The sequence below is a fragment of the Streptomyces sp. NPDC055966 genome (assembly GCF_042269865.1).
Taxonomy (GTDB): domain Bacteria; phylum Actinomycetota; class Actinomycetes; order Streptomycetales; family Streptomycetaceae; genus Streptomyces.
This window is the reverse complement of record NZ_JBHJYK010000037.1, coordinates 1-13,261: the sequence shown is the minus strand read 5'-3', so window position 1 is coordinate 13,261 and position 13,261 is coordinate 1. Positions and strand designations below refer to the sequence as shown.

Annotated in this window: 12 protein-coding genes and 1 pseudogene; 9 read left to right on the top strand and 4 right to left on the bottom strand. The window is 71.0% G+C overall.

From position 1 onward, the window contains the following. Positions 1–195 precede the first annotated feature (195 nt). The 4 genes from ACFC8N_RS45335 to ACFC8N_RS45320 are packed head-to-tail and all read right to left on the bottom strand — an operon-like array spanning position 196 to position 4,924. Positions 196–1,497: an aspartate aminotransferase family protein gene (locus ACFC8N_RS45335; RefSeq protein ID WP_376295508.1), complete on the bottom strand. Its 1,302-nt coding sequence runs from the start codon at positions 1,495–1,497 to the stop codon at positions 196–198. A gap of 55 nt (positions 1,498–1,552) precedes the next feature. Next, a complete protein-coding gene (locus ACFC8N_RS45330; RefSeq protein ID WP_356039429.1) occupies positions 1,553–2,551 on the bottom strand; it encodes a 3-oxoacyl-[acyl-carrier-protein] synthase III C-terminal domain-containing protein in 999 nt (332 codons plus the stop codon). After that, positions 2,548–3,201 carry an SRPBCC family protein gene (locus ACFC8N_RS45325; protein WP_356039432.1) on the bottom strand — a complete coding sequence of 218 codons (654 nt, stop codon included), beginning with the start codon at positions 3,199–3,201 and terminating at the stop codon, positions 2,548–2,550. The genes ACFC8N_RS45330 and ACFC8N_RS45325 overlap by 4 nt, the downstream gene beginning before the upstream one ends. Beyond that, entirely contained in the window at positions 3,173–4,924 is a 1,752-nt protein-coding gene (locus tag ACFC8N_RS45320; protein WP_376295506.1) for a thiamine pyrophosphate-binding protein, read from the bottom strand. Before ACFC8N_RS45320 ends, ACFC8N_RS45325 begins: the two co-directional genes overlap by 29 nt. Before the next feature lie 374 nt (positions 4,925–5,298). On the opposite strand from ACFC8N_RS45320, the gene ACFC8N_RS45315 reads away from it, so the two are divergent. From ACFC8N_RS45315 to ACFC8N_RS45275, 9 genes and pseudogenes are all read left to right on the top strand, one after another. Beyond that, positions 5,299–6,678: an NDP-hexose 2,3-dehydratase family protein gene (locus ACFC8N_RS45315; RefSeq protein ID WP_376295505.1), complete on the top strand. Its 1,380-nt coding sequence runs from the start codon at positions 5,299–5,301 to the stop codon at positions 6,676–6,678. Then, positions 6,675–7,670, top strand: coding sequence for a Gfo/Idh/MocA family protein (locus tag ACFC8N_RS45310; RefSeq protein ID WP_376295504.1), 996 nt, complete (start codon positions 6,675–6,677; stop codon positions 7,668–7,670). Before ACFC8N_RS45315 ends, ACFC8N_RS45310 begins: the two co-directional genes overlap by 4 nt. A 52-nt stretch (positions 7,671–7,722) precedes the next feature. Beyond that, entirely contained in the window at positions 7,723–8,343 is a 621-nt protein-coding gene (locus ACFC8N_RS45305) for a TetR/AcrR family transcriptional regulator (RefSeq protein WP_356039443.1), read from the top strand. A gap of 155 nt (positions 8,344–8,498) precedes the next feature. Further along, entirely contained in the window at positions 8,499–9,149 is a 651-nt protein-coding gene (locus ACFC8N_RS45300) for a VC0807 family protein (RefSeq protein WP_376295502.1), read from the top strand. 487 nt (positions 9,150–9,636) lie between these two features. Further along, positions 9,637–10,800: an aminofutalosine synthase MqnE gene (gene mqnE / locus ACFC8N_RS45295; RefSeq protein WP_376295501.1), complete on the top strand. Its 1,164-nt coding sequence runs from the start codon at positions 9,637–9,639 to the stop codon at positions 10,798–10,800. Positions 10,801–10,947: 147 nt separating this feature from the next. Beyond that, positions 10,948–11,247 (top strand): ferredoxin, encoded by a 300-nt coding sequence (locus ACFC8N_RS45290; RefSeq protein ID WP_356040627.1) that lies wholly within the window; start codon positions 10,948–10,950, stop codon positions 11,245–11,247. A gap of 94 nt (positions 11,248–11,341) precedes the next feature. Beyond that, positions 11,342–12,103: an alpha/beta fold hydrolase gene (locus ACFC8N_RS45285; RefSeq protein WP_356040624.1), complete on the top strand. Its 762-nt coding sequence runs from the start codon at positions 11,342–11,344 to the stop codon at positions 12,101–12,103. A 52-nt stretch (positions 12,104–12,155) separates the two neighbouring features. Beyond that, on the top strand, positions 12,156–13,055 hold the full coding sequence (locus tag ACFC8N_RS45280; protein ID WP_376295499.1) for a menaquinone biosynthetic enzyme MqnA/MqnD family protein: 900 nt from the start codon (positions 12,156–12,158) through the stop codon (positions 13,053–13,055). 33 nt (positions 13,056–13,088) lie between these two features. Further along, positions 13,089–13,261 (top strand): annotated as a pseudogene (locus ACFC8N_RS45275) (dehypoxanthine futalosine cyclase); the annotation flags it as partial.

Genomic DNA, 13,261 nt, shown 5'->3' with positions numbered 1-13,261 from the left:
CCTCCGGCGATCCGGGGAAGCGCTCTAGGGGAATCTCTAGCCTCGGTCTTTCGTACGGGCCGCCGACCATGTGCGGGCATGCCGAAGGCCCGCGTGTCGTTTCGGTCGGACACCGGGTGAAGGCGTGATGCCCGGCCGGGGACGCCGATGCCCCCACGCCGTGGCGGGGGGCACCTGGGCGAGCGGGCGCGGGGCTCAGCCGGCCGCGGCAACCGTGGCGTCGTACAGCGCGTCGACGATCCGGTCCACCTGGGGCGCGGTCACGATCAGCGGCGGGGCGACGGAGAGCACCGGGCCCTCGCTGCGTACGACGACCCCGGCGCCGAGGCAGGCCTGGCTCACCTGGGCGGCGCGGGCGAAGGAGTCGAACTCGACACCCGCGAGCAGGCCGACGCCCCGTACGTCGCTGACCCCGTCCAGTCCCTTGAGGCGGTCCACCAGCTGCCCGCACAGGCGCTCGCCCATGGCGGCCGCGTGGTCGATCAGCCCCTCCTCCTCGATGGTGCGCAGCGCGGTCAGGGCGACGGCGGCGCCGAGGGCGTGTCCGCTGGTCGTGTGCCCGTGGCGCAGGCCGCCGAGCATCGGGTCGCCGGCGAACACGTCGGCGACGGCCGTGGTCATGGTGACGGCGGCGAACGGCACGTATCCGGCGGCCAGTCCCTTGCCCGTGGTGATCACGTCGGGACGGATGTCCTCGCACTGGTGTGCGAACCACGCCCCGGTACGGCCGAGTCCGGTGGTCACCTCGTCGACGACGAGCAGGACCCCGTGGCGGTCGCAGATCTCCCGGACGGCGCGCAGATAGCCGGCCGGCAGCGGGCGGATGCCGCCCACCCCGAGGACCGGTTCCACGAAGAACGCGGCGACGTTCTCCGCGCCCTGCGCGACGATGGCCTCCTCCAGCGCCTCCGGGCCGGGCCGGGCGTCTGCCGCGGAGCCGGGCGTGGGGATCTGGACGAACCCCTCGGGCAGCGCCCCGCAGCCCGTCCAGGCGATCGGCGAGGCCGACATCGCGGCGGCCGCGACGGTGGTTCCGTGGTAGCCGTCGGCGAGTGAGATCACGGTGGTCCGCCGCGGCTCGCCGCGCAGTGCGTGGTACATCCGCACGATCCGGATCGCCGCCTCGGTGGCCTCCGAGCCGGAGTTGCAGAACAGGGTGCGTTCGAGGGGCTCCCCGAGCAGTTCCGCCAGCCGGGCGGCGAGCAGGACGGCGGGCTCGTTCGACGAGCCCAGAAGGGCGTACGTCATCAGCCTGCCGGCCTGCTCCTCGATCGTGGCCAGCACGCGGGGATGGCGGTAGCCGAGCGTCGCGTTGAACTGGCCGCTGCGGCCGTCCAGGTACGTGCGCCCGTAGGAGTCGGTGACCTCGCAGCCCCGGCCCTCGACCAGCACCAGCTGGTCGCCGATACCGTGCGGGGTCCAGGGGTGCAACAGGTGGCGGCGGTCGAGTTCGGCCAGTTCCTCGCCGGTGCGGGTCTGCGGTGCGGTGTCGGTCATCGGCACAACTCCAGGTATGACAGGTAGGGATCGGGGCGTACGGCGAAGGCCGGGGTCACCAGCGCACGGCGGCCGCGGCGGCGAAGTCACCGGCGTGCGCGAAGCCGGACAGCACGACGAGATCGCCCTTGTCGATCTTTCCCTCGTCGCGGGCCTGGGAGAGCGTCACCGGGATGCCCGCGCCGAAGAGGTTGCCGTACCGGTCGAAGGTGTCCGGGTGGCGTTCGGGCTTGAGGCCGAGGTCCTCCCGCCAGTTGTGCAGGAACATCCGGTTCGGCTGGTTGGTGACCAGCAGGTCGATGTCGGTGGTGGGGGTGCCGAGGCGTTCGCACAGCTCCCGGGTCACCTGGGGCACGAGCTGGTTGCCCCGCGCGACGATCTGCTTGACCTTGCTGTCGGTGAAGCCGATGTCGATCTCTCCCTCGCCGGGTTGCCAGTACTTGCGGGTGTCCACGGAGAGGGTCATGTCGTTGGCGTACTCGACACCGTGATGTGTCACCACGTCGAGGATCGGCGACTCGTCGCCCGCCTTGAGGAAACCGACGCCGCAGCCGTCCCCGGGCACCGGGGCGTGCTTGCGGCCCCTGAGCTCGGGCCGGGCGAAGAGCTGCCCGGCCGTGTTCTGCACACAGCAGATCAGGGCGGTGCGGGCCTGGCCCGAGGCGATGAGGCCGCGGCCGAGCTTCATCAGGTACACGAAGGCGGCACAGCCGCTGTTGTGCACGTCGATGATCCACTCGGGTACGGGGTCCAGCCCCAGCCGGGCCACGATGTCGGCGCCGGCTCCGGTGAACGCCCGGTCCGGGAGCGAGACGTTGGTGAGGACGACGTCCACCGGGCCGTCGCCCCGCTCGCGCCGGCGCTCCAGCATCGGCAGGGCGGCCGCGACCGCCATGTCGGTGGCGCTCTCGTCCGGCGCGGCGTGCCGCCGGGCGGCCGGCGGGCTGAACATCGCGCCCTCGGTGTCCTGGACTTCCTGATCGGTGTAGAACTCGGTGCCGACGCTGCGTTCGGGCAGATAGCTGTCCACGTCGACCAGGCTGACGGGGATCATTCGCCCGCCTCCGGCGCGGTGGCGACCGAGACCGGAAGGCCCCGGCTGCTGCGGTATTCGAGGATCCGTTTGAGGTTGTCCAGCTCGATGCGGTGGCCGGCGTAGAACAGCGGCCACAGGTCGCCCACCCAGATCCGCTCCGGGTCCGGGGACAGTTCGGGATACGGGTTCTTGTCGTAGTGGGGGTGGTGGCAGTTGGTCCAGATGACCACCGAACCCGGCTTGCCGAGCACCTGTTCGGCCGGCACGATCCGGAACAGGTAGATCATCCAGAGTTCCTCGCCCTGGTCCCAGGCGCAGTGGTAGTCGAGCGTGAGCGCCTCGCGGTTGGGCCGGAGCCGCATGAATATCCTGGTGTCCTCGGCGAGGGTGTCCCAGCCGACGTAGAGCCCCTCGGTGCCGGTCGGCCGGAACGACCGTGTGCTGACCGAGTACTCGTCCAGGCTGTTGATGTCGCTGAGGTAGGCGAAGACGTCCTCGGGCGGGCAGTCGATGTACTCCTGGATCGTGCAGAACTGCCCGTACACCTCGTCGTGCGGGTACTCGGGCCGGGTCCGGGCGGTGGCCTCGGCGATGAGCTCGGGCACGCTGTTCGTCTCGCACCGGACGAGGCCGGGGATGTCAGCCAACTGGTGTGACGCGGTCGTCATGGTGTGCTCCTGCGGGGGTGGGGCGGTCGTCGATCAGACGGAGGAACGGCACGAACGGGGGCAGCTCGTCCGGGTCGGACTGCACACAGACCAGAGCCGGGCCGGTGCGGTCGTTCGTCGTGAGGAGGGCGCGGCGCAGTTCGTCGGCCGTGGTCGCCGTGACGGCCGGGAGCGAGGGGAACATGGCCCGCGCGCCGGCCGCGATGTCGGCGGGCTTGAACGTGTTGTACGAGTAGTCGGCCTCGAAGAGGAGTTGCTCCCGGGTCACGCACATCCCGTGGGCGTTGTTGTTGAAGACGACGAAGGTGACGGGCACGTCGTGTTCGACGGCGGTGTGCACCTCCATGCCGTGTGCGTAGAAGCCCCCGTCGCCGGAGATCACATAGGTGCGCCGCCCGGTGGCGAACGCGGCCCCGATGCCGGCGCCGAAGCTGTGTCCCATGCCGCCCATGCCGAGGGCGAGGACGAAGTTCCCGTGCCGGGGCACGGTCAGGTGGTGGATGACCGCCGAGCTGGCGTTGCCGGCGTCTGACACCACGGTGGCGTCGTCGGGGAGGGCGGACTCGATGGCCCGGACCGCGTCGGTGAGCCGCACGCCGGGGGTGTCGGGGCGGGGCGCCGCCAGGTACTCCGGGCCGCCGCCCGGCAGTTCGCGGCCGATCGAGGTCCGGGGCAGTGCGCCGAGCAGGTCGTCGACGGCTCTCAGTTCGGTGCGCAGGTCGCCGTCCACGTGGACGACCGGTACGCCGTCGCGGTGCGGGCCGGTGAAGGGCGGCTCGGGGTCGTAGCAGATCAACGGCGTGTCCTGGAGGGCCGGTTCGAGTCCGGTGCGGGCCATCACCGGCAGCCGGGTGCCGACGAGCACGCATACGGCCGCCTTCTCCAGATGGCGTTGCACCGACGGGTGCCCGATCGCGCCGGCCACGCCAACGAAGCGCGGGTCACGGTTGTCGAAGGCGTCCTTGGCCTCCGGCGTCACGGCCACCGACGCGCCCAGCCGGCGGGCGAGTTCGGCGACCTCCGCGCGGAGGTCCGCGCGTCCGACGCCGTCCCCGGCGATCAGCAGGATGTCCGCCCCGCCGGTGACGGCCTCGGCCAGCAGTGCGGCCGCGGCCGTCCGGTGCGCGGCCGCGGGGGCCTGCGGCTGCGGGGTCAGCAGGCCGGCGAGGGGAGGGAGTCCGTCCGCGGGCGCCTGCTGGACGTCCTTGGGCAGCAGCAGGACGGCCGGTCCGCGGTGCGGTCCTCGGGTGGCGGCGATCGCCTCGGCGAGCAGCGCGGCGGTGTCGCCGGGAGTGTCGACCCGGGCGCAGAAACGCGAGATCGGGGCGAACAGGCGGACCGCGTCGAAGGCGCCCGCCCGGCCGCTGGAGTCCTGGAAGGCCCCGCGGCCCTCCAGCGGGCGGGGCGGCTGGCCGATCAGGGCGAGCACCGGGACGCGCGCCGCGTACGCCTCCGCGAGGCCCGGGACCAGGTTCATCGCGCCGGCCCCCGAGGTCGCCATGGCGACGCCGAGTCTGCCGGACGTGCGGTGGTACCCCTCGGCCATGGTGGCGGCGGAGAACTCGTGTTTGGCGACGACCGCCCGGACGGCTCCGTCCGAGAGGTGGGCGGCGTCGTAGAGGTCCTCGATGTTCGCGCCGCCGACTCCGAACACATGGTCAGTTCCCCGTGCCGCCAGGGAAGAGATGATGTAGTCGGCGACGCGTGGGGGACCGTTTCGCATCTTCGTCTCCTCGGGGTCGACGAGCATCCCCGCAAACGTCTCTTGTCGGCCGGGTCGGAAGGCCACAACGTAGCCCGGCTTCCGGCCACCGCACGCCCGGTCCGGGGCGGTCTGGAACATCCACTAGTGTTCCCCGCCCGCGGCGAACGCGGCGCGGCGGCCGGGGCGTGCCGGCCGCGGCGTGACGGCGGCTCATAGCCAGTGCACGGGCCTGCCGCAAGGGGCGGCGGTCTAGGCGAATGCTCGAATTCGAGCAGGCAGGCTGTGCGTGCGGCTGTCCGCTGCGCTTCCTTCGGCGTGGGGGTGCGCGCCGGCGCCCGGCCCGGTCGATCACGCACACGGTCGCACTCCCGAATCGAGAGAAGGGCGAATCGATGACTCCGACAACCGCGCCCGCGTCCGCGCGCGGCGAGGAGGCGGACACCCTGGCGGCGCTGGCGGTCTCCGCGGCGGCCGTGGACGGCGGTGTGCTGAGCGACGTGGAACTCGCGGCATGGCTGGAGGACCGGCGGCACACGCAGCCGCAGCGCGTGGAGCGGGTTCCGTTCGCGGAGCTCGACGGCTGGCGCTTCGAGCGGGACACCGGCGACCTGCGGCACGCGAGCGGCCGGTTCTTCGCGGTGCACGGGCTGCGGGTCCGCTCGGACTTCGGGCCGGTGCCGGCGTGGGACCAGCCGATCATCGACCAGCCCGAGATCGGCATCCTGGGCATCGCCGTGCGGGACTTCGGCGGCGTACCGCACCTGCTGATGCAGGCGAAGTCGGAGCCGGGCAACGTGAACGGGATGCAGCTGTCGCCGACCGTTCAGGCGACGAAGAGCAACTACCTCCGGGTGCACGGGGGTTCGGCCGTCGCGTACCTGGACTGTTTCCGCAGTCCCGGGCCGGGCGCGGTGGTGGCCGACGTCCTGCAGTCGGAGCAGGGTTCATGGTTTCTCCGCAAGAGGAACCGGAACATGATCGTGCGGGTGGGTCCGCAGGTGGAGGCGGGCGAGGACTTCGCGTGGCTGACGCTCCGCCAGGTGAACATGCTGCTGCAGCAGGACAACGTCGTGAACATGGACGCCCGTACGGTGCTGTCGTGCCTGCCGGACTGGCGGGCGGACGCCGCCGCGGTGACCGGATCGCTGCACTCGGACACCGAGGTGCGCAGTTGGATCACTCGGCGCCGGGCCGAGCACGAGGTGAGCGTGACGCCGATCGGACTCGCGCGGACCGAGGGCTGGCGCCGCGACCCGCACACGGTGTCCCACGTGGACGGACGCCACTTCAGCGTGGTGGCCGTGGACGTCATGTCGGGCCGCCGGGAAGTGGCCGCGTGGTCGCAGCCGCTCGTCGAACCGCACGGGACGGGGATCGCGGCGCTGTTCGTGCGCCGGATCGAGGGGGTGCCGCACGTGCTGCTGCGGGCACGGGCCGAGGCCGGGTTCCTGTCGGTGGTCGAGCTGGGCCCGACGGTCCAGTGCACCCTGGAGAACTACTCCCATCTGCCGCGCACGTCGTGGCCGCCGTATCTGGACGAGCTGCTGGACCGGCGCGACAAGGCCGTGTACGACGTGCTGTTGTCCGAGGAGGGCGGGCGTTTCCTCAACGCCCAGAGCCACTACGTGATCGTCGAGGTCGAGGACGAGACACCGCTGGAGTCGGAGGAGTTCCGCTGGGTGTCGCTGCGTCAGGTCGACGAACTGCTGCGGCACAGCCACAACGTGAACGTCCAGGCGCGCACGCTGATCGCCGCGCTGAGGTCGCTGTGAGCGCGCCGGCGGCGCGGCCGCTGCGTCTCGGCGCGATCGGTACCTCGTCGATCGCCTGGCGGCGGGTCCTGCCGACGGTGGCCCGGGCGCCGGAGTGGGAGCTGGTGGCCGTCGCCGGACGCACGCCGAAGAAGGCGGCCCGCTTCGCGGAGCACTTCGACTGTGCGGCCGAGGAGGATCCCGGGGCCCTGCTGGAGCGGTCCGACGTGGACGCGGTGTATGTGTCGGCCCCGACGTCCCTGCACCGTCACTGGGCCGAGCGGGCGCTGCTCGCCGGTAAGCACGTGCTGGTGGAGAAGCCGATCGGTGTCGACGCCGCCGAGGCGCGTGCCCTGTGCGCGCTGGCGGCGGAACGCGGACTGGCGTTGCGGGAGAACTTCATGTTCCTGCACCACCCGCAACACGTCGGAGTGCGTGAGCTGGTGGCCGACGGCCGCCTGGGACGGCTCGCCTCCTTCAGTGCCGCCTTCTGCATTCCGCCGCTGCCGGAGGACGACATCCGCTACGCCGCCGAGCTCGGTGGCGGCGCGCTGCTCGACGTCGGGGTGTACCCGCTGCGGGCCGCCGTGCTGCAGCTGGGCCCGGGACTCGACGTGGCCGGCGCGACACTGCGCACCCGGGCCTCGGACGGCCTCGACCTGTCGGGACAGGTGCTGCTCGCCTCGCCTTCCGGGATCCTCGCCGAGCTGGCGTTCGGCTTCGAGCACACCTACGCGTCGACGTACACGATGTGGGGCGACCGGGCACGGTTGACCGTGACCCGGGCGTTCACTCCGCCGGCCACCCACCAGCCGCTGCTCGTCATCGAGGAGCAGGATCGCGAGGAACGGAGGACGCTGCCCGCCGCCGACCAACTGGCGCTGCTGTTGCAGGAGTTCGCGCACGCCGTCCGCGCGGGCGGCGGAGATGCCGGACAGCACACTGACTCGATCGCCATGATGGAGCTGGTGGACGCCGTCCGTACGACGGCCCGGCGGATTCCGGTGCGCTGAGACTTTTGTACTTTAGGAAAAATCACGATCACGATCCGGCTAACCTGAAACCATGATGGCCAGGACAGTCAACGAGCAGACCAGAACATTCACGCAGAATGCACGGCGGGCGCAGATAGTTCAGGCGGCAATCGAAACACTCGCCGCATCCGGCTACACAAAGGCATCCTTCAGTAAGATCTCGCAGCAGGCCGAGCTCAGCAGCACGGGGATGATCTCGTACCATTTCTCCGGAAAGCCCGAGCTTTTCGCGGAAGTCGCCCGCGCCATCATCGAAAAGGCCGAAAACATAGCGGACTCACGCATGGGCGACGAGCGGACGTATCGCGGCAAGCTGAGCGCGTACATCACGTCCAGTTTCGACTTCGTCGAGCGCTACCCGATCCACACCCAGGCGCTGACCGAGGTCGTCAGGATGGTACGGGACCGCCAGATCACCGGTCTGGAGGGTATCGAACGCAGCATCATGTCCGTGGACCGGCTCATCGTTCTCCTCGAACAGGGTCGTGACGCCGGGGAGTTCGGCAGCTTCGACTGTCTCACCATGGCCTTGGCGATCCGCGGTGCCATCGACACCGTCCTGTGCCGTCATCTGTCCCACTCCGCGATGGACCTGGAGCGGTGCGCCCGTGAATTGACGGTCGTGTTCGACCGCTGCACCACGCCCGTGTAGTACCAAGATTGGCCGAAAAGCTGCACGGCCACCACTCTGGAGCACATCTCATGACCTCCCCCACACCCCGCTCTGAGTCCTCGGCGCCCGCGGCGCCACCTTCCGCGGCCTCACCCCCCACCCCATCCGAAAACCCGTCCTCACCCTGGGCTTTCGTGATCACCGTCGGCTGCGACGTGGTACTCCCCGTCGGGCTCTATTACATAATGCGCGGCGCCGGAGCTGGTGAGATCACCGCTCTGCTGCTCAGCGGATCCGCGCCCGCCCTGCACACCCTCTACTCCGCGATTCGCCATCGAAGGCTGGACGCGATCGGGGTATTCACGCTCGCGCTGCTGGTGGTGAGCGCGGTGGCTTCCCTGCTGGCCGCGGACCCACGCCTCGCCCTCGCCCGCAACGGCCTGTTCACCGGGCTGGCCGGAATCTGGCTGCTGGTCACCCTGTTCACCGCGCGCCCCTTCACCTACCAGGCGCTGCGCTCACTGCTGCCCGGGAGAAGCGAGCAACTGGAACGGACATGGGAGTCCGACGCCTCGTTCCGCCGCGTATGGCGCGGCCTGACCGCGCTGTGGGGCATCGGCCTGCTGTGCGACGCGCTGCTCCGGCTCATCATGGCCTACACCCTGCCCGTCGACACGGTGCCCGCGCTGGACGGCGCCCTGTACGCGGTGTCGTGGATCCTCCTCCAGGTGATCACGCAGGTCGTGCTCCACCGCACCCGCACGCTCGCCAAGGTCATGGGTGACCGCAGGCCGCGCGGCCCCGCCTCCGTGCCGGCCTCCCCACAGGACGACACGAACGGCTGACGAACCGCCCCACACACTGCCGAGACGACCGTGACCGGGCCGACGACGGCCCGGTCACTCGCGTATGCCGTGACGTGACGTGCCGTGACGTGCCTCGCCGCGACGGCAGGCCGCTTCGGCGTCCGTCCGCGGTGTGGCACCGGATGCCCTCGGCAAAGCCGTTGCGGATGTGGGGTTTTCCCCACACTGCCCTCCGCGAGGATGGGAGGGCCCCACCGGACGCGGCGTCGGTACCCGCCGCCCGGCCGGGGCCCGTGGTGTTCCGGATCGTTGGCCGGTGCCGCGGGCCGTCGCGGCCGGCCGGTTCGCCGCGGTGTCCGTGTGGTGCGGATCCGTTCCGTTCCGCCCGACCGTCTCCGGGCGGGACGGCCGGTTCCGCGGGATGCCGCGACAGCGGCGTCCAGGGGCCCGTCGACGCGTCGGATCACGCCACATGCGCACAGTCACTACGCGTGCCGCCAGGCACTGAACGAGGAGGTTCCCGGCCATGGACGCTGGGCTCAAGCGCGAGCTGGAGGAGAAGGTCCTCTCCGGTGAGCGGCTGTCCCGTGAGGACGGCATCGCCCTGTACGAGTCGGACGACCTGGCCTGGCTGGGCGGTCTGGCACACGAGGTGCGGACCCGCAAGAACGGTGACGTCGTCCACTTCAACGTCAACCGGCACCTCAACATGACGAACGTCTGCACCGCGTCGTGCGCCTACTGCTCGTTCCAGCGCAAGCCGGGCGAGCAGGACGCGTACACGATGCGCATCGAGGAGGCCGTCCGGCTGGCCAAGGCGATGGAGAACGAGCACCTGTCGGAACTCCACATCGTCAACGGCCTCCACCCGAACCTGCCGTGGCGCTACTACCCGCGCTCGCTGCGGGAGTTGAAGAAGGCGCTGCCGAACGTCGGTCTGAAGGCGTTCACGGCGACGGAGATCCACCACTTCGAGACGATCTCCGGTCTGACCGCGTCCGAGATCCTCGACGAGCTGATCGACGCCGGCCTCGAATCCCTCACCGGCGGCGGCGCCGAGATCTTCGACTGGGAGATCCGCCAGCACATCGTGGACCACCGCACCCACTGGGAGGACTGGTCCCGCATCCACCGGCTGGCGCACGAGAAGGGACTGAAGACCCCGTGCACCATGCTCTACGGCCACATCGAAGAGCCCCGCCACCGGGTCGACCACGTGCTGCGGCTGCGCGAGCTCCAGGACGAGACCGGCGGCTTCCAGGTCTTCATCCCGCTGCGCTACCAGCACGACTTCGTGGACATGAAGGACGGCAAGGTCCGCAACCGCCTCCAGGCGCGCACCACGATGGCGACCGGCGCGGAGGCCCTCAAGACCTTCGCGGTCTCCCGGCTGCTCTTCGACAACGTCCCCCACGTCAAGGTCTTCTGGGTCATGCACGGCGTGCAGACCGCCCAGCTCGCCCTTCAGCACGGCGCCGACGACATGGACGGCTCGGTCGTCGAGTACAAGATCACCCACGACGCCGACAACTACGGCACCCCGAACAAGCTCACCCGCGAGGACCTGCTCGACCTCATCCGCGACGCAGGCTTCCGCCCGGTCGAGCGCAACACGCGCTACGAGATCATCCGCGAGTACGACGGCCCCGACCCGGCCCGGCGCGAGTCGCCGCAGCCGATGCGCGTCTGACCCCCGGACCGGCCACCGCGGCCGGACTCCCCCCTCGTGTACGGCGTGCACGACTACCCCTGTGTGCGCGGTGCGCGCTCCGCTCGGCCCCGGGCGGCTGTGCGCGCACCGCGCGCACACCATGACGACACTGCCAGGCAGGTGTTTATGTCCCCGCAGACGACCCACGACGAGGACCTGGAAGTCTGGATCGACCAGGGCCTGTGCACCGGCGACGGAATCTGCGCCGAGTACGCGCCCGAGGTGTTCGAGCTGGACATCGACGGGCTCGCCTACGTCAAGAACGAGCAGGACGAACTGCTCCAGGAGCCGGGTTCGACGACCCGGGTCCCCCTGGAACTGCTCACCGACGTGGTCGACTCGGCCAAGAAGTGCCCCGGCGACTGCATTCACGTACGCCGCGTCTCCGATCAGGTCGAGGTGTACGGCCCCGAGGCGGACGACTGAGTCCGCCGCCTCTCCGGCGGCCGGATCCCACCGCCCCGGTGGTCCGGCCGCCGGGCCCGCTCACCTCGACACTTGGGAAGGACCCACACGCCCGATGAGTTCCACCACCGACAACCTGTGGATCCGCAGGTTCCGGCCCTCGCCCGAGGCCGCCGAGCGGCTGGTCTGCTTCCCGCACGCGGGCGGCTCGGCCAGCTTCTACCTGCCGGTCGCCGCCGCGCTCAGCCCGGACGTCGAGGTCGCCGCGATCCAGTACCCCGGCCGCCAGGACCGCAGGCACGAACCCGGGCCCGCCTCGGTGGCCGAGCTCGCCGACCAGGTCAGCGCGGCCCTCGCGGAATGGGACGACGACCGGCCGGTGACCTTCTTCGGGCACAGCATGGGCGCGGTCGTGGCCTTCGAGGTGACGCGCCGTATGGAGCGCACCGGGTCCGGCCCCGTCCGGCTGTTCGCGTCCGGGCGCCGCGCTCCGTCCCGGGTCCGGGACGAGCATGTGCACACGCTCGACGACGACGGGGTGATCGCCGAACTGCGCGCCCTGGCCGGCACCGACGCCCAGGTCCTCCAGGACGAGGAGCTGCTGCGCATGGTGCTGCCCGCGATCCGCAGCGACTACCGGGCCGTCGAGACGTACCGCAGCGCGCCCGGCGCGACGGTGCGCTGCCCCGTGACCGTCCTCACCGGCGACGCCGACCCGCGAACGTCGCTGGAGGAAGCCCGCGCCTGGAGCGAGCACACCGAGACGGAGTACGACCTGCGGGTCTTCTCCGGCGGGCACTTCTTCCTCTCGGAGCGGCCGGCCGAGGTGCTGGCCGTACTCCGCGAGCACTTCGCCGCGCCGGTCCGCACCGTCTGACCGCGCACCCCTCGTCCTTCCTCCCCTCGACCCGCTTCGGGAGTCGTGCACCGTGACCGAGCAACTCGCCCCCGACACAGCACAGCCGACGCCCGTGCGCCGGCGCCGACCCCGCGTGGGTCACATCCAGTTCCTGAACTGCCTTCCGCTGTTCTGGGGGCTGGCCCGCACCGGCTCCCTCCTCGACATGGACCTGCGCACCGACACGCCGGACGGCCTGAACGACGCACTCGCCGCCGGCGAGCTGGACATGGGGCCGATCAGCCTGCTGGAGTTCCTGCGGCACGCGGACGACCTGGTCGCCCTGCCGGACATCGCGGTCGGCAGCGACGGAGACGTCATGTCCTGCCTGATCGTCAGCCAGGTACCGCTGGAGGAGCTGGACGGGCAGCCGGTGGCGCTGGGTTCGACCAGCCGTACCTCGGTGCGTCTGGCGCAGCTGCTGCTCGCCGAGCGCGTCGGGGTGAACCCCCGCTACTTCGGGTGCCCGCCCGACCTGCGCACCATGATGTCCGAGGCCAGGGCCGCCGTGATCATCGGCGACGCCGCACTGCGCGCGGCCCTGTACGAGGCCCCCCGGATGGGTCTGCACGTACACGACCTGGGCCGCATGTGGAAGGACTGGACGGGGCTGCCCTTCGTGTTCGCCGTGTTCGCCGCGCGCCGTGACTTCCTGGCCCGCGAACCGGAGTTGGTGCGCCAGGTCCACGCCGATCTGCTGGCCTCGCGCGACCTGTCCCTGGCGGAGGTGACGAAGGTCTGCGAACAGGCTTCGCAGTGGGAGGAGTTCGACGCCGCGACGCTCCAGCGCTACTACACCACGGCCCTCGACTTCAGCCTCGGCACGGCGCAGCTCGCCGGCATCACCGAGTTCGCGCGCCTGGTCGGCGGCGGCCCCGAGGGCTTCCCGCCCGACGTCGCCGTCCGGCTGTTGGAACCCTCCGCACCCTGATCCGCCCTACGCCACCGGAAAGGCCCGGCCATCATGTCCCGACCCTCGCAGTCCCCTCTCCAGCCCGTCCTCGACCGAGCCGCCGACGGCGGACGCATCACCCCGGAGGAAGCCCTCGTCCTCTACCGCGACGCCCCGCTGCACGCGCTGGGCGCGGCCGCCGACGCCGTGCGCCGCCGCAAGTACGCCGGGACCGAGCACATCGC

What these genes read in the sequence shown, in the direction of transcription:
- ACFC8N_RS45335 (WP_376295508.1), bottom strand. Translation starts at nt 1,497, where the DNA reads ATGACCGACACCGCACCGCAGACCCGCACCGGCGAGGAACTGGCCGAA.
- ACFC8N_RS45330 (WP_356039429.1), bottom strand. Translation starts at nt 2,551, where the DNA reads ATGATCCCCGTCAGCCTGGTCGACGTGGACAGCTATCTGCCCGAACGC.
- ACFC8N_RS45325 (WP_356039432.1), bottom strand. Translation starts at nt 3,201, where the DNA reads ATGACGACCGCGTCACACCAGTTGGCTGACATCCCCGGCCTCGTCCGG.
- ACFC8N_RS45320 (WP_376295506.1), bottom strand. Translation starts at nt 4,924, where the DNA reads ATGCGAAACGGTCCCCCACGCGTCGCCGACTACATCATCTCTTCCCTG.
- ACFC8N_RS45315 (WP_376295505.1), top strand. Translation starts at nt 5,299, where the DNA reads ATGACTCCGACAACCGCGCCCGCGTCCGCGCGCGGCGAGGAGGCGGAC.
- ACFC8N_RS45305 (WP_356039443.1), top strand. Translation starts at nt 7,723, where the DNA reads ATGATGGCCAGGACAGTCAACGAGCAGACCAGAACATTCACGCAGAAT.
- mqnE (WP_376295501.1), top strand. Translation starts at nt 9,637, where the DNA reads ATGGACGCTGGGCTCAAGCGCGAGCTGGAGGAGAAGGTCCTCTCCGGT.
- ACFC8N_RS45290 (WP_356040627.1), top strand. Translation starts at nt 10,948, where the DNA reads ATGTCCCCGCAGACGACCCACGACGAGGACCTGGAAGTCTGGATCGAC.
- ACFC8N_RS45285 (WP_356040624.1), top strand. Translation starts at nt 11,342, where the DNA reads ATGAGTTCCACCACCGACAACCTGTGGATCCGCAGGTTCCGGCCCTCG.